This window comes from Thioclava sp. 'Guangxiensis' (genome assembly GCF_045348365.1).
Lineage (GTDB): Bacteria > Pseudomonadota > Alphaproteobacteria > Rhodobacterales > Rhodobacteraceae > Thioclava > Thioclava kandeliae.
In genome coordinates, this window is the sequence record NZ_CP155822.1 from 2,333,025 (window position 1) to 2,348,964 (window position 15,940).

At 63.0% G+C, this 15,940-nt stretch carries 14 protein-coding genes; 9 read left to right on the forward strand and 5 right to left on the reverse strand.

Translation table 11 applies throughout. From position 1 onward, the window contains the following. Positions 1-33: 33 nt before the first annotated feature. From ABEB22_RS11555 to lptF, 3 genes are read right to left on the reverse strand one after another with little or no spacing between them, the layout of a single operon-like run. On the reverse strand, positions 34-2,295 hold the full coding sequence (locus ABEB22_RS11555; RefSeq protein WP_406870333.1) for an LPS-assembly protein LptD: 2,262 nt from the start codon (positions 2,293-2,295) through the stop codon (positions 34-36). A gap of 3 nt (positions 2,296-2,298) precedes the next feature. Next, positions 2,299-3,414 (reverse strand): LPS export ABC transporter permease LptG, encoded by a 1,116-nt coding sequence (gene lptG / locus ABEB22_RS11560; RefSeq protein WP_406870334.1) that lies wholly within the window; start codon positions 3,412-3,414, stop codon positions 2,299-2,301. Continuing rightward, the gene (gene lptF / locus ABEB22_RS11565; protein WP_339112678.1) at positions 3,411-4,532 is read right to left on the reverse strand and encodes an LPS export ABC transporter permease LptF; all 1,122 of its coding nucleotides are present in this window, start codon (positions 4,530-4,532) and stop codon (positions 3,411-3,413) included. The genes lptG and lptF overlap by 4 nt, the downstream gene beginning before the upstream one ends. 229 nt (positions 4,533-4,761) lie before the next feature. On the opposite strand from lptF, the gene ABEB22_RS11570 reads away from it, so the two are divergent. The 4 genes from ABEB22_RS11570 (at position 4,762) to tgt (ending at position 8,904) form a co-directional block, all read left to right on the forward strand. Then, positions 4,762-6,225, forward strand: coding sequence for a leucyl aminopeptidase (locus tag ABEB22_RS11570; protein WP_339112677.1), 1,464 nt, complete (start codon positions 4,762-4,764; stop codon positions 6,223-6,225). Positions 6,226-6,228: 3 nt separating this feature from the next. After that, positions 6,229-6,690 carry a DNA polymerase III subunit chi gene (locus tag ABEB22_RS11575; RefSeq protein ID WP_339112676.1) on the forward strand — a complete coding sequence of 154 codons (462 nt, stop codon included), beginning with the start codon at positions 6,229-6,231 and terminating at the stop codon, positions 6,688-6,690. Positions 6,691-6,903: 213 nt separating this feature from the next. Further along, the gene (locus tag ABEB22_RS11580; protein ID WP_339112675.1) at positions 6,904-7,656 is read left to right on the forward strand and encodes a YoaK family protein; all 753 of its coding nucleotides are present in this window, start codon (positions 6,904-6,906) and stop codon (positions 7,654-7,656) included. A 117-nt stretch (positions 7,657-7,773) separates the two neighbouring features. Then, positions 7,774-8,904 carry a tRNA guanosine(34) transglycosylase Tgt gene (tgt, locus tag ABEB22_RS11585; RefSeq protein WP_406870335.1) on the forward strand — a complete coding sequence of 377 codons (1,131 nt, stop codon included), beginning with the start codon at positions 7,774-7,776 and terminating at the stop codon, positions 8,902-8,904. Between the two features lie 110 nt (positions 8,905-9,014). Here tgt and ABEB22_RS11590 read toward each other — a convergent pair whose 3' ends face one another. Then, positions 9,015-9,719: a hypothetical protein gene (locus ABEB22_RS11590; RefSeq protein WP_406870336.1), complete on the reverse strand. Its 705-nt coding sequence runs from the start codon at positions 9,717-9,719 to the stop codon at positions 9,015-9,017. Positions 9,720-9,722: 3 nt separating this feature from the next. Continuing rightward, a complete protein-coding gene (locus ABEB22_RS11595) occupies positions 9,723-10,343 on the reverse strand; it encodes a thiamine phosphate synthase (RefSeq protein ID WP_339112672.1) in 621 nt (206 codons plus the stop codon). A 129-nt stretch (positions 10,344-10,472) separates the two neighbouring features. Here ABEB22_RS11595 and ABEB22_RS11600 point away from each other — a divergent pair, with 129 nt between their 5' ends. From ABEB22_RS11600 to ABEB22_RS11620, 5 genes are all read left to right on the forward strand, one after another. After that, on the forward strand, positions 10,473-11,240 hold the full coding sequence (locus ABEB22_RS11600) for an RNA methyltransferase (protein ID WP_406870337.1): 768 nt from the start codon (positions 10,473-10,475) through the stop codon (positions 11,238-11,240). Between the two features lie 39 nt (positions 11,241-11,279). Next, the gene (locus tag ABEB22_RS11605; protein WP_339112670.1) at positions 11,280-11,531 is read left to right on the forward strand and encodes a hypothetical protein; all 252 of its coding nucleotides are present in this window, start codon (positions 11,280-11,282) and stop codon (positions 11,529-11,531) included. Between the two features lie 104 nt (positions 11,532-11,635). Continuing rightward, on the forward strand, positions 11,636-12,778 hold the full coding sequence (ctaA, locus tag ABEB22_RS11610) for a heme A synthase (RefSeq protein ID WP_339112669.1): 1,143 nt from the start codon (positions 11,636-11,638) through the stop codon (positions 12,776-12,778). 5 nt (positions 12,779-12,783) lie between these two features. Beyond that, positions 12,784-14,256 (forward strand): carboxypeptidase M32, encoded by a 1,473-nt coding sequence (locus ABEB22_RS11615; protein ID WP_406870338.1) that lies wholly within the window; start codon positions 12,784-12,786, stop codon positions 14,254-14,256. 202 nt (positions 14,257-14,458) lie between these two features. Then, positions 14,459-15,913, forward strand: coding sequence for a sugar porter family MFS transporter (locus tag ABEB22_RS11620; protein ID WP_406870339.1), 1,455 nt, complete (start codon positions 14,459-14,461; stop codon positions 15,911-15,913). Positions 15,914-15,940: the final 27 nt, after the last annotated feature.

Here is a 15,940-nt window from a genome sequence, read left to right on the forward strand (position 1 = left end):
TGGCCCGCCTGCCGCGACAGAGGGGCAACTGCCTTATCTTACACAGACCTTGCTGGCCGAGGTTCCGTCATTGGCACCGCCAAATCCGGCCAGAGCAACAGAAAGTCCGACGCTTGTTTCGGGGTCCACATTAGTCGAGGACGTGAAGCGGCGCGAGAGGGAAAGATCGACGCTCACGCAATCATTTACCCATGTCACGCCGAGTTTAGCTTTGGCTGCGCGCTCGGCCACCAGATCGTAGCGCGCATCGAAGGTGCCCGACCAGCCGCGTGCCCATTTCCATTCGCTATCGAGTTGAAGCTCGGAAATATCCTCGCTCGTGCCGGCCAGGATATCCTTGTCCATCCACAGATAGCCTGCCGCCAGATCGTATTTCTCGCCCGAGAAGGCCAGACGAAGCTCTTCGCGGGTGGCATCGAACTCGTCATCGAACTGCGCGCGGTTCGAGAGCGTCAGCCCGTTCGATGTCTGCAGATTGCTGGCCAGCAGCCAGTCCGAGCGGTTGCCCGACAGCGCGCTGGTGGAGGAGAACTGGTCCAGATCCTCGGCATAGAAGACGCGGCCCACCGTGCTGCCCAGCGACCAGCCGGTGGCATCATAGCGCGTATAGCTGACGCCCAGATTGGCGCGCAGGCCACGCTCGCGCGCATCAAGGCCGGGGTAGCGCGAGAGGCTGAAGAGATTGCCTTCGTCGAACTCGCGCAGCGTGCTGTCCTCGTTTGGCGCGCGGGTGAGATTGTTGGGCGCCCAGACGACCTGCGCGATGGGTTCGATCACATGGGCGGCGCGACCCGTGGATTTGGTCCAAGGCCAGCGGATCTCGGTTGCGAGCTGCGGCTGGGCGCGCAGGATCGTGCTGTCGAAGCTGTCGTCATCATTGATGGCAAAGGCATCGGCGGCCAGCTGCGCCTGCGTGCTGGCGAGAATGCCATAGCCCAGAAGCCAGTTGCGCCGCCAGTTCGCGGTCAGCGAGCTGCGGGTCATGTCGCGCCCGTCGGAGATATTGTCCCAATCGGGGCCATCGGTGGTGGCGTTCGAGCTACGGCGATAGGTCTCGAAATCCCAGCTCGCGGTCAGCTCGCCGCCGATCGTGGAGGGATGGAAGACCTTGGTCCATTCGGCATCGCCCGCAAGCATGGGGTCGGTCTCGTTGCTCTCGTCATCGCGCAGCGTATGGGTGCGACCGGCACGGGCCCAGACCAGCTCGTCGGGGCGCACCCGCTCGAGCTTCAGCCCCGACCACAGCCGGTCCGCATCGTCGATATCGTAATTCAGCAGATAGGCATCATCGGAGACGAGCTGCAGCTGCAGCCCCAGCTTGAACTCGTCGGGCAGGGTGAAGGAGCCATTGGCGAAGAGATAGCCCCGATTTGCCCCCTTGATGATCCCGTCATTGGAGAAGGCGCCCGAGATATCGATATTACCGTCATTGAATACACGGCGGTAGCGTAGGCCAAGGGTGCGGGTCCAGCCGCTCGAGATATAGGGTTCGACCAGGAGATCCTGCGTGGGATCGATGGCGAAGAAATAGGGGATCTTGACGCCCGTGCCGAGGCTCGAGGTGCTGCGGTAGCTCGGCGCCAGAAAGCCCGACATGCGGGTCACCGTAGGGTCGGGCAGACGCAGATGCGGCACCCATAGCAGCGGCACGCCTCCCACGCGGAATTGCGCATCGTCGAAGGCCAACTGGCGGGCGGCCTTGTCATGCGAGATCTGCCGCGCGCGGATCTCCCAGAGTGGGCGTTCGCCAACCACGCAGATCTGGCAGGACGAGGCCACGACATTGGTCATCCTGGTGGTGTTCTCGTCCTCGCGCTCGATCTTGGCGGCGGCGAGTTGCAATTCGCGTGCCAGAACCATCCGTGCGCCCAGAAGGATCCCGTGCTGGAGATCGCGCGACAGCTCGGCCTGATCGGCCAGAATGACCGCACCGGCTTCCTTGGGTTCGGTCAGCCGGATCGGGCCTTCCATCTTGATGGTGTTGGCATCGCGGTCATAGGTCACACGCCGTGCAGTGACGCGGTTTCCCTCGTAATAGATCTCGACCGAGCCATCGGCGACCAGCGTGGTCTTGCCGGCAATCGAGATCCGGTCGGCAATCAGGCTGGCGGGCACATCGGACATCTCGCTTTGCGTGCCCTCGCGGTCCTGCGCGAAGACGGGTGTGCCCAGAGCGGCGGTGCCGAGCACCGTGCCAAGGCACAGCGCCGCCATCAACCTTGCCGCCGGTTGGCCGTGGAAAGTGCCGGAACGGGTCGAAGGACGGGTTGCGGGCAGGGTCACGGGCAAGGTCATGGCTCAGCCATCCTCCAGATGCAAAAGCAGGGCAATCGAAAACATCACCGCAATTCCCGGCGGTGCCCATGCCGCCAGAAGGATCGGGATCTGGCCGCTATCGCCCAGAACCTGCGCCACGTTGCGCAGGAAGAAGACCCCCAACCCAGCGATCAGCGCCAGAAGAACCCGTTTGCCGATCCCGCCAAAACGGGTCGGGCGCATGGTGAACCCTGCCGCCAGTAGCACCATTGCCATCATCATAAGCGGTTGTGCAAGCTCCATCTGGAACCAGACCCGATGCTTTAGGGCCGAGAACCCTGCGGCATCGAGCGTGTCGATGAAGGCGGGCAATTGCCAGAGCGGAATCGAGGAGGGCGCGCCAAAGCTGTCACGGATCGAGCTTGCGGTAAGGCTCGTGGCCACCGTCAGCTGCGAGGAGGTCGAGGCATCGCGCTCGGGATTGGTCGAGCGGCCCAAGGGCCAGTCCTTGGCATTGAAGAGCCGCCAATGGCCTTTTTCCAGAACCGCACGGTCGGCCACGATACGGCGCACGGCGAGGTTGTCGCCATCAAGCACGAGGAAGCTGACATCATAGAGCGAGGTCGCATCGCCATTGGCGCGGGCCGCCGAGATGACCGCCTGACCGCTGCGCTGGACGCCTGCGCTGTCCTTGTAGACGGCGCTCTGGCGCATCCAGACGCCATTGCGCCCGACCGAGACCACATCGCGCGTGCCATCGGTCTGGCTCAGCTCGTCATAGCGGTTCTGCGTGGCCGAAACCATCGGGTTGCCGACGCTGATCAGCAGCCCGCCCAGCACGAGCGCGGTCAATAGAGGGCTGATCAGGATGCCCAGAGCCGAGCGTCCCGAGGCGCGCATCACCACCAGTTCCGAGCTGCGCGCGAGATTGAGAAACAGCACCACCGCCCCGAGCAGCATCACCAGCGGCATGATCGTATAGAGCGTCTCGGGAATATTCAGAAGCGACAGCACGACGGCGCGGGTGAAGGTCGCATCCTCGTCAAGCTTGCGCACCTCCTCGACCAGACCGATCAGGAACAGGATGCCCCAGAAACTGCCCAGCACCAGTGCGAAGCTGCGCAGGAATTTGCGCGCGGTATACCAAGCGAGGATCATACCGCACCTGCCTTATGTCTCACGCGCTTGCGCCGCGCTGAAAGAGCCAGTAGCCCGATACTGAAAATCGCCCCGATGACCGCTGGCGCGAAGAGCACGGGCCAAAGGTCGGGCTGCGATTTGGCGAGGCTTTCGCCGACATTGGTCAGCACCTGCACCAGCACCAGAATGACCACCGCAAGCACGATCTGACGCCAGATCCCGAAGCGCGAGAAACTGCCCACCATCAGCGCGGCAAAGCCCACAAGGGCGGCCACCGGCGCCAGCAGCGGCTGGGCCAGACGCATCTTCAGTTCGAGCCCGATCTGGCCGGCGCTACTGCCTGTCTCCTGCGCCGATTGCGCGGGATGGCGCACGAGTTCCCATGTGGTCAGCTGTTCGAGTTTGCGGTTCACCTCCGTCGAGCCCTTGATCAGGCTGCCCAGATCATAGGTAAAGCTCGAGAACCGCGTGACCGAGAGATTGCGTCCCTCCGCGCGCAGGCTTTGCGCGATCCCGTTGAACAGCACGAGTTTCGGGCCGGTCTCTGTGCGCATGATGACCGCCTTCTTGGCCAGATAGCTCATCCGGTTCTCGGGCTTGCGGTTGTCCCAGAGGTAGAAATCCTCCAGCTCGCCATTATCCGAGATCTTGCGAATGTAGATCGAGACCCCGTTCACCGGATGCTGGAACCGTCCCGGTGTCAGCAGGCTGGCGGTAACATTCTCGGCCAGCTGTGCCTGTCGTACGGCCAGTTGCGCGCGCGATTGCGGCACCAGAAAATGGGTCAGCACCGCCATCATCAGCCCGACGAGCACTCCGAAAAACAGGACCGAGCGCGCGATCCGCCACGGCGAGGCCCCTGCGGCCTGCATCGCCACCAGCTCGGATTCGCTCGATAGCCGGTTGATCGCATAGACCGTCGCGGCAAAGGCCGCCAGCGGCAGCACGACCCGGATCACATAGGGCAGGGTGAGGGCCGTGAATTCCAGCACCACGAGCGCGGTCTGGCCGTCCGAGATCAGTTGCTCGAACAGGCTTACCGCCCGGTTGACCCAGTAGATCGATACCAGAACAAGGGCGAAAAACCCGAATATCGCCATGAATTGCGATAGAAGATATCGGTCCAGACGGGTCACGGGGGCGTTTCTCTCCAAATCGCGGCGCTTGCGCGGCAGTCTTTGTCCCGTCTCTACCGCCTTGGCGCGCGCGGGAAAAGCCCGCATGCGGAATTTAGGCGCACCAAACCTGTGAAACCGTGCAGAAATCCGCCGCTCCCCTGCGCTCCACCGCTTTGCCGCATCCGCTTTTCAATCCCTCCGAAGCTTTGTAGGGTCGGGCCAACCGTGGACCAAAAGGGAGACCACCATGACCGACCCCGTTGCCATCAGCTTCACCGAAACAGATCTGGACGCGCTCGAGACCGCGCCCGGTCTGGTGGTCGTCTTTGCCGAGGCCGGACGCAATCTGGGGCTCGCGGGGCGGCGGGTGAACCGGCTGACGCGCGGGGCGCTCAAGCGCGCGGCGGACTCGGAGGCGTTTGCCAAGCTGGAGGCAGGGGCCGCGCTTCGGCTCGAATGGCCCTCGGGGATGGAGGCCGAGCTGGTGCTTCTGGTGCAATTGCCGCGCCGCGCCGATGTGGCGGTTGCCCGCAAGGCGGGCGCCACAATCGCCAGGGCTCTGGGGGAGAAGGGCGCGACCGTGCTCGTCGAAGGTCAGGTGCGCGCGGCGGAGATTTCCTTCGGGCTGGCATTGCGGGCCTACCGCTTCGATTACCACAGCACCGAGACACCCGCCTATGGGGCTGTGCGCTTCATGGCGACGAACCCCGAGAAGCTGGCGCAGGAAAGCGCGCCGATGGCCGCCTTGGCCGAAGGGGTGTTCTTTACCCGCGATCTGGTGAACGAGCCCGCCAATATCCTGACCACCTCCGATTTTGCCGCCCGTCTGGCGGCGATGCAGGAGCTGGGGCTCGATGTCGAGATCCTCGAGGAGGCCGATCTAGAGGCGCTCGGGATGCGCGCGCTTCTGGCTGTGGGGCAGGGCTCGGAAAGTCCTTCCAAGGTTGTAGTCATGAAATGGAATGGCGGAGGGGACGAGCCGCCGCTCGCGCTGATCGGTAAGGGCGTGGTGTTCGATACCGGCGGGATTTCCCTCAAGCCGGGCGCGGGTATGGAAGAGATGACCATGGATATGGGCGGCGCGGGCACGGTGGCGGGCGTCATGCGCACGCTCGCGCTGCGCAAGGCGCGGGCCAATGTGGTGGGTCTGGTCGGCCTCGTCGAGAACATGCCTGACGGGAAGGCCCAGCGTCCGGGTGATATCGTGACCTCGGCCAAGGGCGTGACCATCGAGGTGATCAATACCGATGCCGAAGGCCGCCTCGTGCTGGCCGATGTGCTCTGGTATGCGCAGGAGCATTTCGCGCCCTCGGCGATGATCGATCTGGCAACGTTGACGGGGGCGGTGATCGTGGGGCTCGGGCACGAGAATGCGGGCGTGTTCACCAATAACGAGAGCTTCTCCGAGGCCGTGCTCAAGGCGGCAAAACTCGAGGGCGAGGGCGCATGGCCGCTGCCCTTGCAACCCGCCTATGACAAGCTGATCAAATCGCGTCTGGCAGATATCAAGAACACCGGCGGTCGCGCGGCCGGTTCGATCACGGCGGCGGCCTTCCTCAAGCGCTTTGTCGAGGCGGATGTACCGTGGTGCCATATCGATATCGCAGGCGTGGCGCTGCCGCCCTCCGAGACGGAACTGGCACCGAAAGGCCCGACCGGCTGGGGCGTGATGACGCTCAACCGGCTGATTGCCGAGAAGTTCGAGGGCTGATCGATGGGGGCTGCGCTGTTCTATCATGTCACCCAGTCCTCGGTGCCGGAAGTGGTGGTCAATCTGGCGACCCGCGCGCTCGATCAGGGATGGAAGATAGAGTTGCGCGGCACGCATCCCGAACGGATGCAATGGTATGACCGCAGCTTGTGGGAGATGGGCGGGCCGGAAGGCTTCCTGCCGCACGGGCTGTCGGGGGGCGCATATGACGCGCTGCAACCGGTCCTGCTGTCGACCTCGCCCATGGGCGAGGGACGTCAGGCGGTGCTCAGTGTCGACGGGGCTGCCGTGACCCCCGAGGAGTTGGACCGCCACGAGCGTGTCTGGATCCTGTTCGACGGCCATGACCACGAGGCGCTCGCAACCGCACGCGCCCAGTGGAAAGAGTTCACGCAGGCCGGTGCTAAAGCGCAATACTGGTCCGAAGAAAGCGGGCGCTGGCAGATGAAAACCGAAAGCAGATAACCTCTGGCTGCGTTATCATCACGATAAGTTCATGGAAATACTGGATAAGGTTTTTTGATGCCGGCATATTGATGCCTCAATCTTACACCTTTGGCGGGAATTTGCTGCACCGCCGCATATCCGACGCGGGGACACTCTTGCCCGCGCGAAAATACTCCCGACATGATGGGAATGGTCCTCCAACCTCCCCGCAACTTCATCGAGGGTTTGCCCATGCCTCATAGAAATGCCTCCCTGAAAGCGATGCGCCTGTTCACTGCCCATCGCCGTGCCCCCGAAGCCGATCGCTGGCTCGGGATCGTTCTTGCGCTTATCTCCGGCTCGCTCAATGCGGGCGCATTTCTTATGATGAGCCAGTATGCCTCGCATATGACGGGCCATCTGTCGCAGATGGCGGGCAGTCTGGTAGCCCATAACATGCGGCTTGTGCTGCTCAGCTTCTGCGTGCTGGTCCTGTTTGTTTCGGGGGCGGCGCTGGCCTCGGCCATGATCGCGCGCGGCTTTACCCGCCACTCGCGGCTGACCTATTATGCGCCGCTTGCGCTGCAGGCGCTGCTGATGGCGGTTCTGTCCAGCGCCGAGATCCTGCCACAGCCCTGGGAGGGGCATGTGGGGTTGGGGCTTCTGGCCTTTATTATGGGGCTGCAGAATGCCACCATCACCCGTATCTCGGGCGCGCGGATCCGCACCACCCATGCCACGGGTCTGCTGACCGATATGGGAATCGAGATCGGGCGCGGGCTATACGGGCGCGGTCGCGAGAGCTGCGAGGACGGGTTCGACCGCGCGCGGCTGATGCTCTTCGTGCAACTTGTTGCGGCCTTCGTGCTGGGCGGGATCGCGGGCGGGCTGGGTCATGGCGCCTTTGGCTGGACCTTCGCGCTTGTGCCCGCGGTCGTGCTGTTGGCGATTGCCGGTCTGACCGCGCCGCGTGCGGTGAAGGCCATGAGCCAGAACATCGCCTGAAACTTGCCAGAAATGCGCGAAACGGGGCCGCTTTGGCCCCGTTTTCATGTTGTCCTGCAGGAGATGCTTTTCAAATGCCCGCATTCGGCCTATGGGGGCTGCGCAAGGAGACAGGTGATGACAGAAAAATTCAGCTTCGAGCTTCAGTCGACGGATGGTGCGGCCCGTAAGGGGGTGATCCATACCCCGCGCGGTGAGATCCGCACACCTGCCTTCATGCCGGTAGGGACGGCAGCGACCGTGAAGGGCATGATGCCCGAATCCGTGGCCGCAACCGGTGCCGATATCCTGCTGGGCAATACCTATCACCTGATGCTGCGTCCCACTGCCGAACGTGTGGCCGCGCTCGGGGGCTTGCACAAATTCATGAACTGGCAAAAACCGATCCTGACGGATTCGGGCGGGTTCCAGGTCATGTCTCTGGCAGGGCTGCGCAAGCTGACCGAAGAGGGCGTAACCTTCTCTAGCCATGTTGACGGCTCCAAACATATGCTGAGCCCCGAACGCTCGATGGAGATCCAGAAGCTTCTGGGGTCTGACATTGTGATGTGTTTCGATGAATGCCCCGCGCTACCGGCAACCGATAAGGAAGTGGCCCGCGCGATGCAGCTGTCCATGCGATGGGCGCAGCGGTCCAAGGACGCATTTGGCGACCGTCCGGGCCATGCGCTCTTCGGGATCATGCAGGGCGGTGTGACGCCTGAGCTGCGCGAGGAATCGGCCAAAGCCCTGACCGAGATCGGTTTTGACGGCTATGCCATTGGTGGTCTGGCCGTGGGTGAGGGGCAGGAGGCGATGTTTGGCGTGCTGGACTATGCTACCGATTTCCTGCCTGCCGACAAGCCGCGCTATCTGATGGGCGTGGGCAAGCCCGACGATATCGTGGGCGCGGTCGAGCGCGGCGTCGATATGATGGATTGCGTTCTGCCCTCGCGCTCGGGGCGCACGGGCCAGGCCTGGACCCGCCACGGGCAGATCAACATCAAGAACGCGCGTCACCGCGACGACCCGCGCCCGCTGGACGAAAACTGCGCCTGTCCTGCCTGCCGCAGCTATTCGCGCGCCTATCTGCACCATGTCTTCCGCTCGAACGAGATGATCTCCGGGATGCTGATGACATGGCACAACCTGCATTATTATCAGGATCTTATGCAGGGGATGCGCGATGCGATCGAGGCGGGGACATTCAAGGCGTTTGTCGCCGATTTCCACGCCAATCGTGCCGAGGGCGATATCGAGCCGATCTGAGCGGCGTGTGTTCGGGGATGGAATAAAAAGGGGGCGCTCGCGCCCCCTTCTTCCGGTCTCCCTGCGGGAGCCGGAATTCAACCCCCGAGGATATTTGGGGACGCTGGAAATCAGCTGTAATCGAGAACGCGCAGATCGGCGGCGCGGCCTTCGGTCAGCAGGATACGGCCATTGGGCAGGTCGTTCTCCTCGACGCGGCGCGTGATTTCATCAGCGGGCAAGCCGTATTTCTTCCAGCGGCGCGTGAGGCGGTCGCGGAGTTCGTCTTCGGGCACATGCAGCCGGATCGTAAGATCGAAAAGCGGGAAGAGATCGCGCCAGCCGTCGCGGTTGAGGAGCAGGTAATTGCCCTCGGTGATGATGATGCGCGTCTGTGCTTCGATCTCGCAGCCTGCGGGAATCACCGCATCTGTATCCCGGTCGAAGGTCGGCACGCTCAGCGGCTGGCCGGCCATGCGCGCCTTTTGCAGGAGTGCGGCAAAACCTGTCGTATCGAAGGTTTCGGGTGCGCCCTTGCGCGGACGCAGGCCACGCGCATCGAGCCAGTCATTGGAGCGGTGGAACCCGTCCATCGGCAGGATGGCGGCAGAGGCGGGGGCTTTGGCGTTGAGCGCGTCGCAGATCTCTTGTGCGAGGCGCGATTTTCCCGAGCCCGGCGCGCCCGCCACGGCGATCACCAGACGCTCGCCCTCGAGCTGGCGGATATGGCTCGCCAGATCGGCGCGGTCCACGCGCAGTTCCGAATGCATGAACGCGCCCCAGTCGCCCATCGGACCGTCGCGCTGGATCGTGGTGTCTTCGGTGCGCGTGACCATGGTTCAGCCCATTGCCGCGATGAGCGTGCCGAGGGTCGCCACCGGATCCTCGGTCTTCCAGATCTCGTCGCCGAAGGCGAACCAGTCGGAGACGGGCGCGAATTGCTGGACGAGTTCGATGGTCAGCGCGCCTTCGGCCACCACCGGCACCTCGATCACCTCGGACCACCACTGGAACAGGTCGAATTCGGCGCGTGCGCCGGTGCCGAGCGCGCTCTCGCCGATCGGACCGAAGCAGATGTAATCGGCGCCGGCCTCGCCCGCATTCATGCCGTCATGCCGCTGGGTGCCGCAATAGGCCCCTACGATCGCATCCTCGCCCAGCTCCTTGCGGGCATGGCGCACGGTGCGCGCGCCATCGGTCAGATGCACGCCGTCAAGGCCATGGCGCTCGACCAGATGGATATGGCTGTCGATCACCAATGCCACATCCTTGGCATGGGCGATCTCGCGCATGGCATCGGCGATCCGGCCCAGTTCGGCCTCGTCCTTGGAGGCATGGCAAAGGCGGATACAGGCGATGTCATGCGCGTCAAGCACCGCCTTGAGTTTGGGCAGGAACGTCTCCGGCTCGAAGCTCGTGGGCGTCAGCAGGTAGATTTGCGGGCGATCTTCGTCTGCCATGGTATGTCCTTGACTGCATCGGCCCGCATCCCGGGCCGGAAAATGGTTTGTGCCCTCATAGCGCAGGAGCCGCTTGCTTGAAAGAGCTTTGCGATGGGCTTATGGGAGGCGTTGTAAAAGGAGCCCGTGATGATCGATCAAGCCGCCGATACGAAAAATGCCCCGAAGCCCAACCAGCCGCATATGGTTCTGGTGCGTCCGCAGATGGGGGAGAATATCGGTGCGGCCGCCCGGGCCATGCTGAACTTCACGCTCAACAAGATGCGCATCGTCGAGCCGCGCGATGGCTGGCCGAACCCGAAAGCAGTGGCGATGGCCTCTGGCGCGGCGGGGCGTGTGCTGGATCATGCGGGCGTGTTCGACAGCGTGGCAGACGCTGTGGCCGATTGCGATTTCGTCTTTGCGACCACGGCGCGCGGGCGCGAACTGCCCAAGCCCATCTACACGCCCGAGACCGCGATGGTCGAGGCGCATCGCCGCATTCAGGCAGGGCAGAAAGTGGCCGTGCTTTTCGGCCCCGAACGCACGGGTCTGGAGAATGACGATATCATCCGTGCGAATGCCATCATCACCATTCCGACCAATCCCGAATTCTTTTCCCTGAACCTCGGGCAAGCTGTGCTGTTGACCTCCTACGAGTATTCGCGACATATTCTGGAGGCGGAGGAGATTACTCCGGGGCTGGCGGGCCATGATCCGGCCAGCGCGGGCGATGTCGAGGCATGGGGAGATCACATCGAGGGCCGACTGGAGGAGGCAGGGTTCTTCTACCCGCCGGAGAAGGCGCCGATGATGAAGCGCAATATGCGCAATATGTGGACACGGTTCGCGATGACGCGGTCCGAGGTCCAGACGCTGCACGGGGCGCTCAAGCAGCTTCTGCGCGGCAAGGGGTAAACCGGTCCGGTCTGGGCCGGCACTGGAGGGAGACCGGTGATGGCACAGATAGTTCCGATCCTGCTGCATCCCGCCTTTTGGGCGGTGCTCTGTGTGGCGATGATCGTGCTGGATGCGGGGCTTCATCTGTGGATGTTCCGGCTGGGCCGTCAGGGGCGGCTGCAGGAAATGTTTGACGATCTCTCGCGCTGGCAGTCGAAAGCCCTGCATCTGGGGATGCAGACGGCCGGAAAGCTGATCGTGCTCTTTGGTGGCTGCACGGCGGTAGCGCTCCTGCATCAGGTTCTCTGAGCGCAGGGGCTCACAGCTACGATAGCGGCCGGTGATCGGCGGAATGGTGCTTGAATGCGGCCCGCCACCCGCCTAGTTTGCGCGGCGACTGAAGGAGAGCCTTGATGAGCCAGAAACGCAGCATTTTCGAGGACGTGGCCGATGCCACCCAGACCCGTGCCGAGCCGAAGGGCGGGATGATCGACCGCCAGCCCAAAGGCGCGCGCAAATGGATCCGCGCCTGGCTGATCGTGATCTTCGCGCTTGTGGTCTGCATGATCGCGCTCGGGGGGGCGACGCGCCTGACCGATAGCGGGCTGTCGATCACCGAGTGGAAACCGATCTCGGGGGCACTGCCGCCGATGAACGAGACCCAGTGGCAGGCCGAGTTCGACAATTACAAACAGATCCCGCAATACGAGCTGGTGAACCCGAATATGACGCTGGAGGGCTTCAAGGGCATCTTCTGGTGGGAATGGGCGCATCGCAACCTTGGCCGTTTGATCGGTATGGTCTGGGCGCTTGGCTTCTTCGGCTTCCTTGTCGCGGGGCGTATTCCCAAGGGATGGGTGCCGAAACTTCTGGGGCTGGGCGCGCTTGGCGGGCTGCAGGGGGCAATCGGCTGGTGGATGGTCCATTCGGGCCTGTCGGGGCAAATGGTCGCCGTGGCCTCCTACCGTTTGGCGACGCATCTGGGCATTGCCTTCATCATCCTTGGCACCATCGCATGGTTCTGCCTGCAGCTCTCGCGCCGCGAGGGCGAACTGTTGCAGGCCCGGCGGATGGGCGAGCGCAAGCTGTTCGGCATGGGCACCGGCGTGATGCATCTAGCCTTTCTGCAGATCCTGCTGGGTGCATTGGTTGCGGGTATCGATGCAGGGCGTGGCTATATCGACTGGCCGTGGATGAACGGACAGTTCTTCCCTTCGGACGCGCTCAATTACCATCCGCTCTGGAAGAACTTCTTCGAGAATCCCGGCATGGTGCAATTCGTGCACCGGATGGTGGCCTATCTGCTGTTCGTCTTCGGGCTGGTTACCGTGCTGAAAGCGCGTAAATCGGCGCATCCCAACACGCGCGGGGCCTTCATGGCGATGGGCGCGATGCTGGTTCTGCAAGTCATCCTCGGGATCGTCACGGTGATGCATGCCGCGCCGATGCCGCTGGGCCTTGCGCACCAGTTCGGGGCTGTGATCTTGTGGGTGCTGATCATCCGTGCACGCTTCCATGCGCGCTATCCGGTGGTGCAATCCGTCAGAGGAGCCTGACCCGTATGACTGCCTATCAAGACCTGCTGTCGCATCTGCGTGAAACCGCAGCCCTCGAGAAGATCGCCCAGCGGCTGTCTTGGGATCAGGAAACGGTGATGCCGCGCGGTGCCGCCGATGACCGCGCGGAAGAGACGGGGGCCCTGGAGGCGATCTTGCATGCGCGGCGCACCGATCCGCGTATATCCGACTGGCTGGCCCGCGCCGAGGCCCGCAATGAGGTGGAAGCGCGTGTGCTGGATATGGCCTCGCGCGACTATAACCGTGCGATGCGTATTCCGGCGCGGCTGGCCTCCGAGCTGGCCCGCCTGACCTCGCTCTCCCAAGGGATCTGGGCCGATGCGCGCGCGGCAGAGGATCCTTCGGCCTTCCTGCCGACGTTTGAAGAGGTCGTGCGGCTCAAACGCGAGGAGGCGCAGGCGCTGTCGGACGGGCGTGACCCCTATGACGCGCTCCTTGAAGCCTACGAGCCCGGCACCTCCGCCAAGGAAATCGGCCGCGTGTTCGACCGGATGCGCCCGCGTCTGGTGGATCTGTGCGAGCGGGTGGCGGGGTCTTCGGTCAAGCCTGCCGCCCTCGATCATGTCTTCCCCGAACAGGCGCAGATGCGGCTCTCGCGGATCTGCGCCTCTGCCTTCGGCTATGACTGGACGCGGGGCCGGATGGATCTGGCGGTGCATCCGTTCTCGACCGGCTCGGGCAATGATGTGCGCATCACCACCCGTGTGGTCGAGCGCGACCCGTTCAATAATATCTACTCGACAATCCACGAGACGGGCCATGCCTGCTACGAACAGGCCATCGATCAGGCCTATAATTTCACGCCGCTCGGCGCGGGTGTGTCGATGGGGGTCCACGAGAGCCAGAGCCGGATCTACGAGAACCAGCTGGGCCGCTCGCGCGCCTTTACCGGCTGGCTCTACCAGCGCATGACCGAGATGTTCGGCGATTTCGGTGTGGCGGATGCAGACGCGTTCTTCGCCACCGCCAACCGTGTGGCGCCCGGCTATATCCGCACCGAGGCCGACGAGCTGCACTACAATCTGCACATCATGATGCGATTCGATCTCGAGCGGGACCTGATCTCGGGCAAGCTGGAGGTCATGGATCTGGAAGAGGCATGGAACACCCGTTTCAAGGCCGATTTCGGGCTGGTGGTCGATAAGCCCTCGAACGGGTTCTTGCAGGATGTGCATTGGCCGGTGGGGCTGTTTGGCTATTTCCCGACCTATGCTCTGGGCAATCTCTATGCGGGCTGTCTGATGAAATCGCTCCGCGGGTCCGTGCCCGATCTCGATACATCGCTGGCCGAGGGGCATGCCGCGCCGGCAACCGACTGGCTGCGCGAGAACCTGCAGCGCCATGGGGGGCTACGCGAGCCGGTCGAGACGATCCGCACCGCTTGCGGATTTACCCCCGATGAGACACCGCTTTTGGATTATCTCGAAGAGAAGTTCAGCGCGATCTACGATCTCTGATCCGGCAGGAACGGGCTTTGTAAGAAAATGTAACAACACCGCCCGATAACTGGCGGTGTTGACAGCGTTTTTATCGCTTGAGGGCTCTCTGGCCGGGCACTCGCCTTGACCTTTTGAGCTAGCACATCAATTGATGCTCCAAACACCGTGAACGCCCGTGGTGACTGTCTCGGGCACGTATTTGAGGTGGAGGAGGAGTATTATGAACGATAATTCGGACGACGGAGTAATGTCCGGTAAGCTATTGATGATTGCCTGCACCGCAGCGCTTGGCGGTTTCCTGTTTGGCTATGACAGCTCGATCATCAATGGCGCAGTCGACGCCGTGCGCAATGGCTTCGATCTCTCGGCAGCGGCCATTGGCTTTACCGTGTCTTGTGCGCTTCTCGGCGCGATGGCGGGCGCGTGGTATGCGGGGGTCTGCTCCGATAAATTCGGGCGCGTGAAGACGATGATGATCGCCTCGGCGCTTCTGTCGATCTCGGCGCTTGGATCGGGGATCGCATTCGGGCAATGGGATTTGATCCTGTGGCGCTTTGTGGGCGGCATCGGCGTGGGCTTTGCCTCGGTGATCGCGCCTGCCTATATTGCCGAAGTGGCGCCCAAGGACGAGCGGGGCCGGTTGGGCACGATGCAACAGATGGCCATCGTCTCGGGCATCTTCGTGGCACTTCTGGTCAGCGCGGTGGTGGCGCGCGTTGCAGGGAGTGCCGCGGGCACGCTCTGGTTCGGTATGGAAGCTTGGCGCTGGATGTTCCTCTCCGAACTGATCCCTGCGATCCTCTATGGGGTGCTGGCGCTGCGCCTGCCGGAAAGCCCGCGCTATCTGGTCGAGAAGGACCGCACCGAGGAAGCGCGCGGCATTCTGGAAACCATCGTCGGTGTCCGCCGCGAGCGTCTCGACAGCAAGATCTCCAAGATCCGTGAGACCCTGCAACGCGAGGATAGCAAGAGCTTTGCCGATCTGACGGGCGGCGCCTTCCTGTTCCGCCCGATTGTCTGGGTAGGTATCCTGATCGCGGTCTTCCAGCAGCTCGTTGGGATTAACGTTATCTTCTACTATTCGACCACGCTCTGGCAGTCGGTGGGCTTCCAGGAGAGTGACAGCTTCATGATCTCGGTCTTTTCCTCCATCGTCAATATCGTGGCCACCATCATCGCCATCCTGCTGATCGACCGTGTGGGCCGCAAGACGCTGCTTCTATGGGGCTCGGCGCTGATGACTGTGTCGCTCGGGGTGATGGCGCTGGCCTTCAGCCACGCTAATGTGACCGACGGCGCCGTGTCGCTGCCCGATCCGTGGGGGCCTGTGGCGCTGGTCATGGCCAATGTCTTCATCATCGGCTTCGGTGCCAGCTGGGGCCCTGTCATGTGGGTGCTGTTGGGCGAGATGTTCCCCAACAAGATCCGCGGTATGGCGCTGGGTGTGGGCGGTGCAGCCAACTGGCTTGCGAATTTCGTGGTCTCCACGACTTTCCCCGTGCTTTCGGCCATCGGGCTCGATCTGGCTTACAGCCTCTATGCGGGTTTCGCACTGATCTCCTTCTTCATCGTCTGGAAGATGGTGTCGGAAACGCGCGGGATGAGCCTTGAGGACATGGTCGAGGGGAAACCTTCGGGTAGGGCGCGACAGGCCGAGCGTGTTGCCGGAGAATAAGGGAAAGCCGCCCCTCGGGGCGGCTTT

Bases quoted from the DNA above. Each gene is read 5' to 3' on its own strand.
- ABEB22_RS11555 (WP_406870333.1), bottom strand. From the start codon at position 2,295: ATGACCTTGCCCGTGACCCTGCCCGCAACCCGTCCTTCGACCCGTTCC.
- lptG (WP_406870334.1), bottom strand. From the start codon at position 3,414: ATGATCCTCGCTTGGTATACCGCGCGCAAATTCCTGCGCAGCTTCGCA.
- ABEB22_RS11570 (WP_339112677.1), top strand. From the start codon at position 4,762: ATGACCGACCCCGTTGCCATCAGCTTCACCGAAACAGATCTGGACGCG.
- ABEB22_RS11575 (WP_339112676.1), top strand. From the start codon at position 6,229: ATGGGGGCTGCGCTGTTCTATCATGTCACCCAGTCCTCGGTGCCGGAA.
- ABEB22_RS11580 (WP_339112675.1), top strand. From the start codon at position 6,904: ATGCCTCATAGAAATGCCTCCCTGAAAGCGATGCGCCTGTTCACTGCC.
- tgt (WP_406870335.1), top strand. From the start codon at position 7,774: ATGACAGAAAAATTCAGCTTCGAGCTTCAGTCGACGGATGGTGCGGCC.
- ABEB22_RS11590 (WP_406870336.1), bottom strand. From the start codon at position 9,719: ATGGTCACGCGCACCGAAGACACCACGATCCAGCGCGACGGTCCGATG.
- ABEB22_RS11595 (WP_339112672.1), bottom strand. From the start codon at position 10,343: ATGGCAGACGAAGATCGCCCGCAAATCTACCTGCTGACGCCCACGAGC.
- ABEB22_RS11600 (WP_406870337.1), top strand. From the start codon at position 10,473: ATGATCGATCAAGCCGCCGATACGAAAAATGCCCCGAAGCCCAACCAG.
- ABEB22_RS11605 (WP_339112670.1), top strand. From the start codon at position 11,280: ATGGCACAGATAGTTCCGATCCTGCTGCATCCCGCCTTTTGGGCGGTG.
- ctaA (WP_339112669.1), top strand. From the start codon at position 11,636: ATGAGCCAGAAACGCAGCATTTTCGAGGACGTGGCCGATGCCACCCAG.
- ABEB22_RS11615 (WP_406870338.1), top strand. From the start codon at position 12,784: ATGACTGCCTATCAAGACCTGCTGTCGCATCTGCGTGAAACCGCAGCC.
- ABEB22_RS11620 (WP_406870339.1), top strand. From the start codon at position 14,459: ATGAACGATAATTCGGACGACGGAGTAATGTCCGGTAAGCTATTGATG.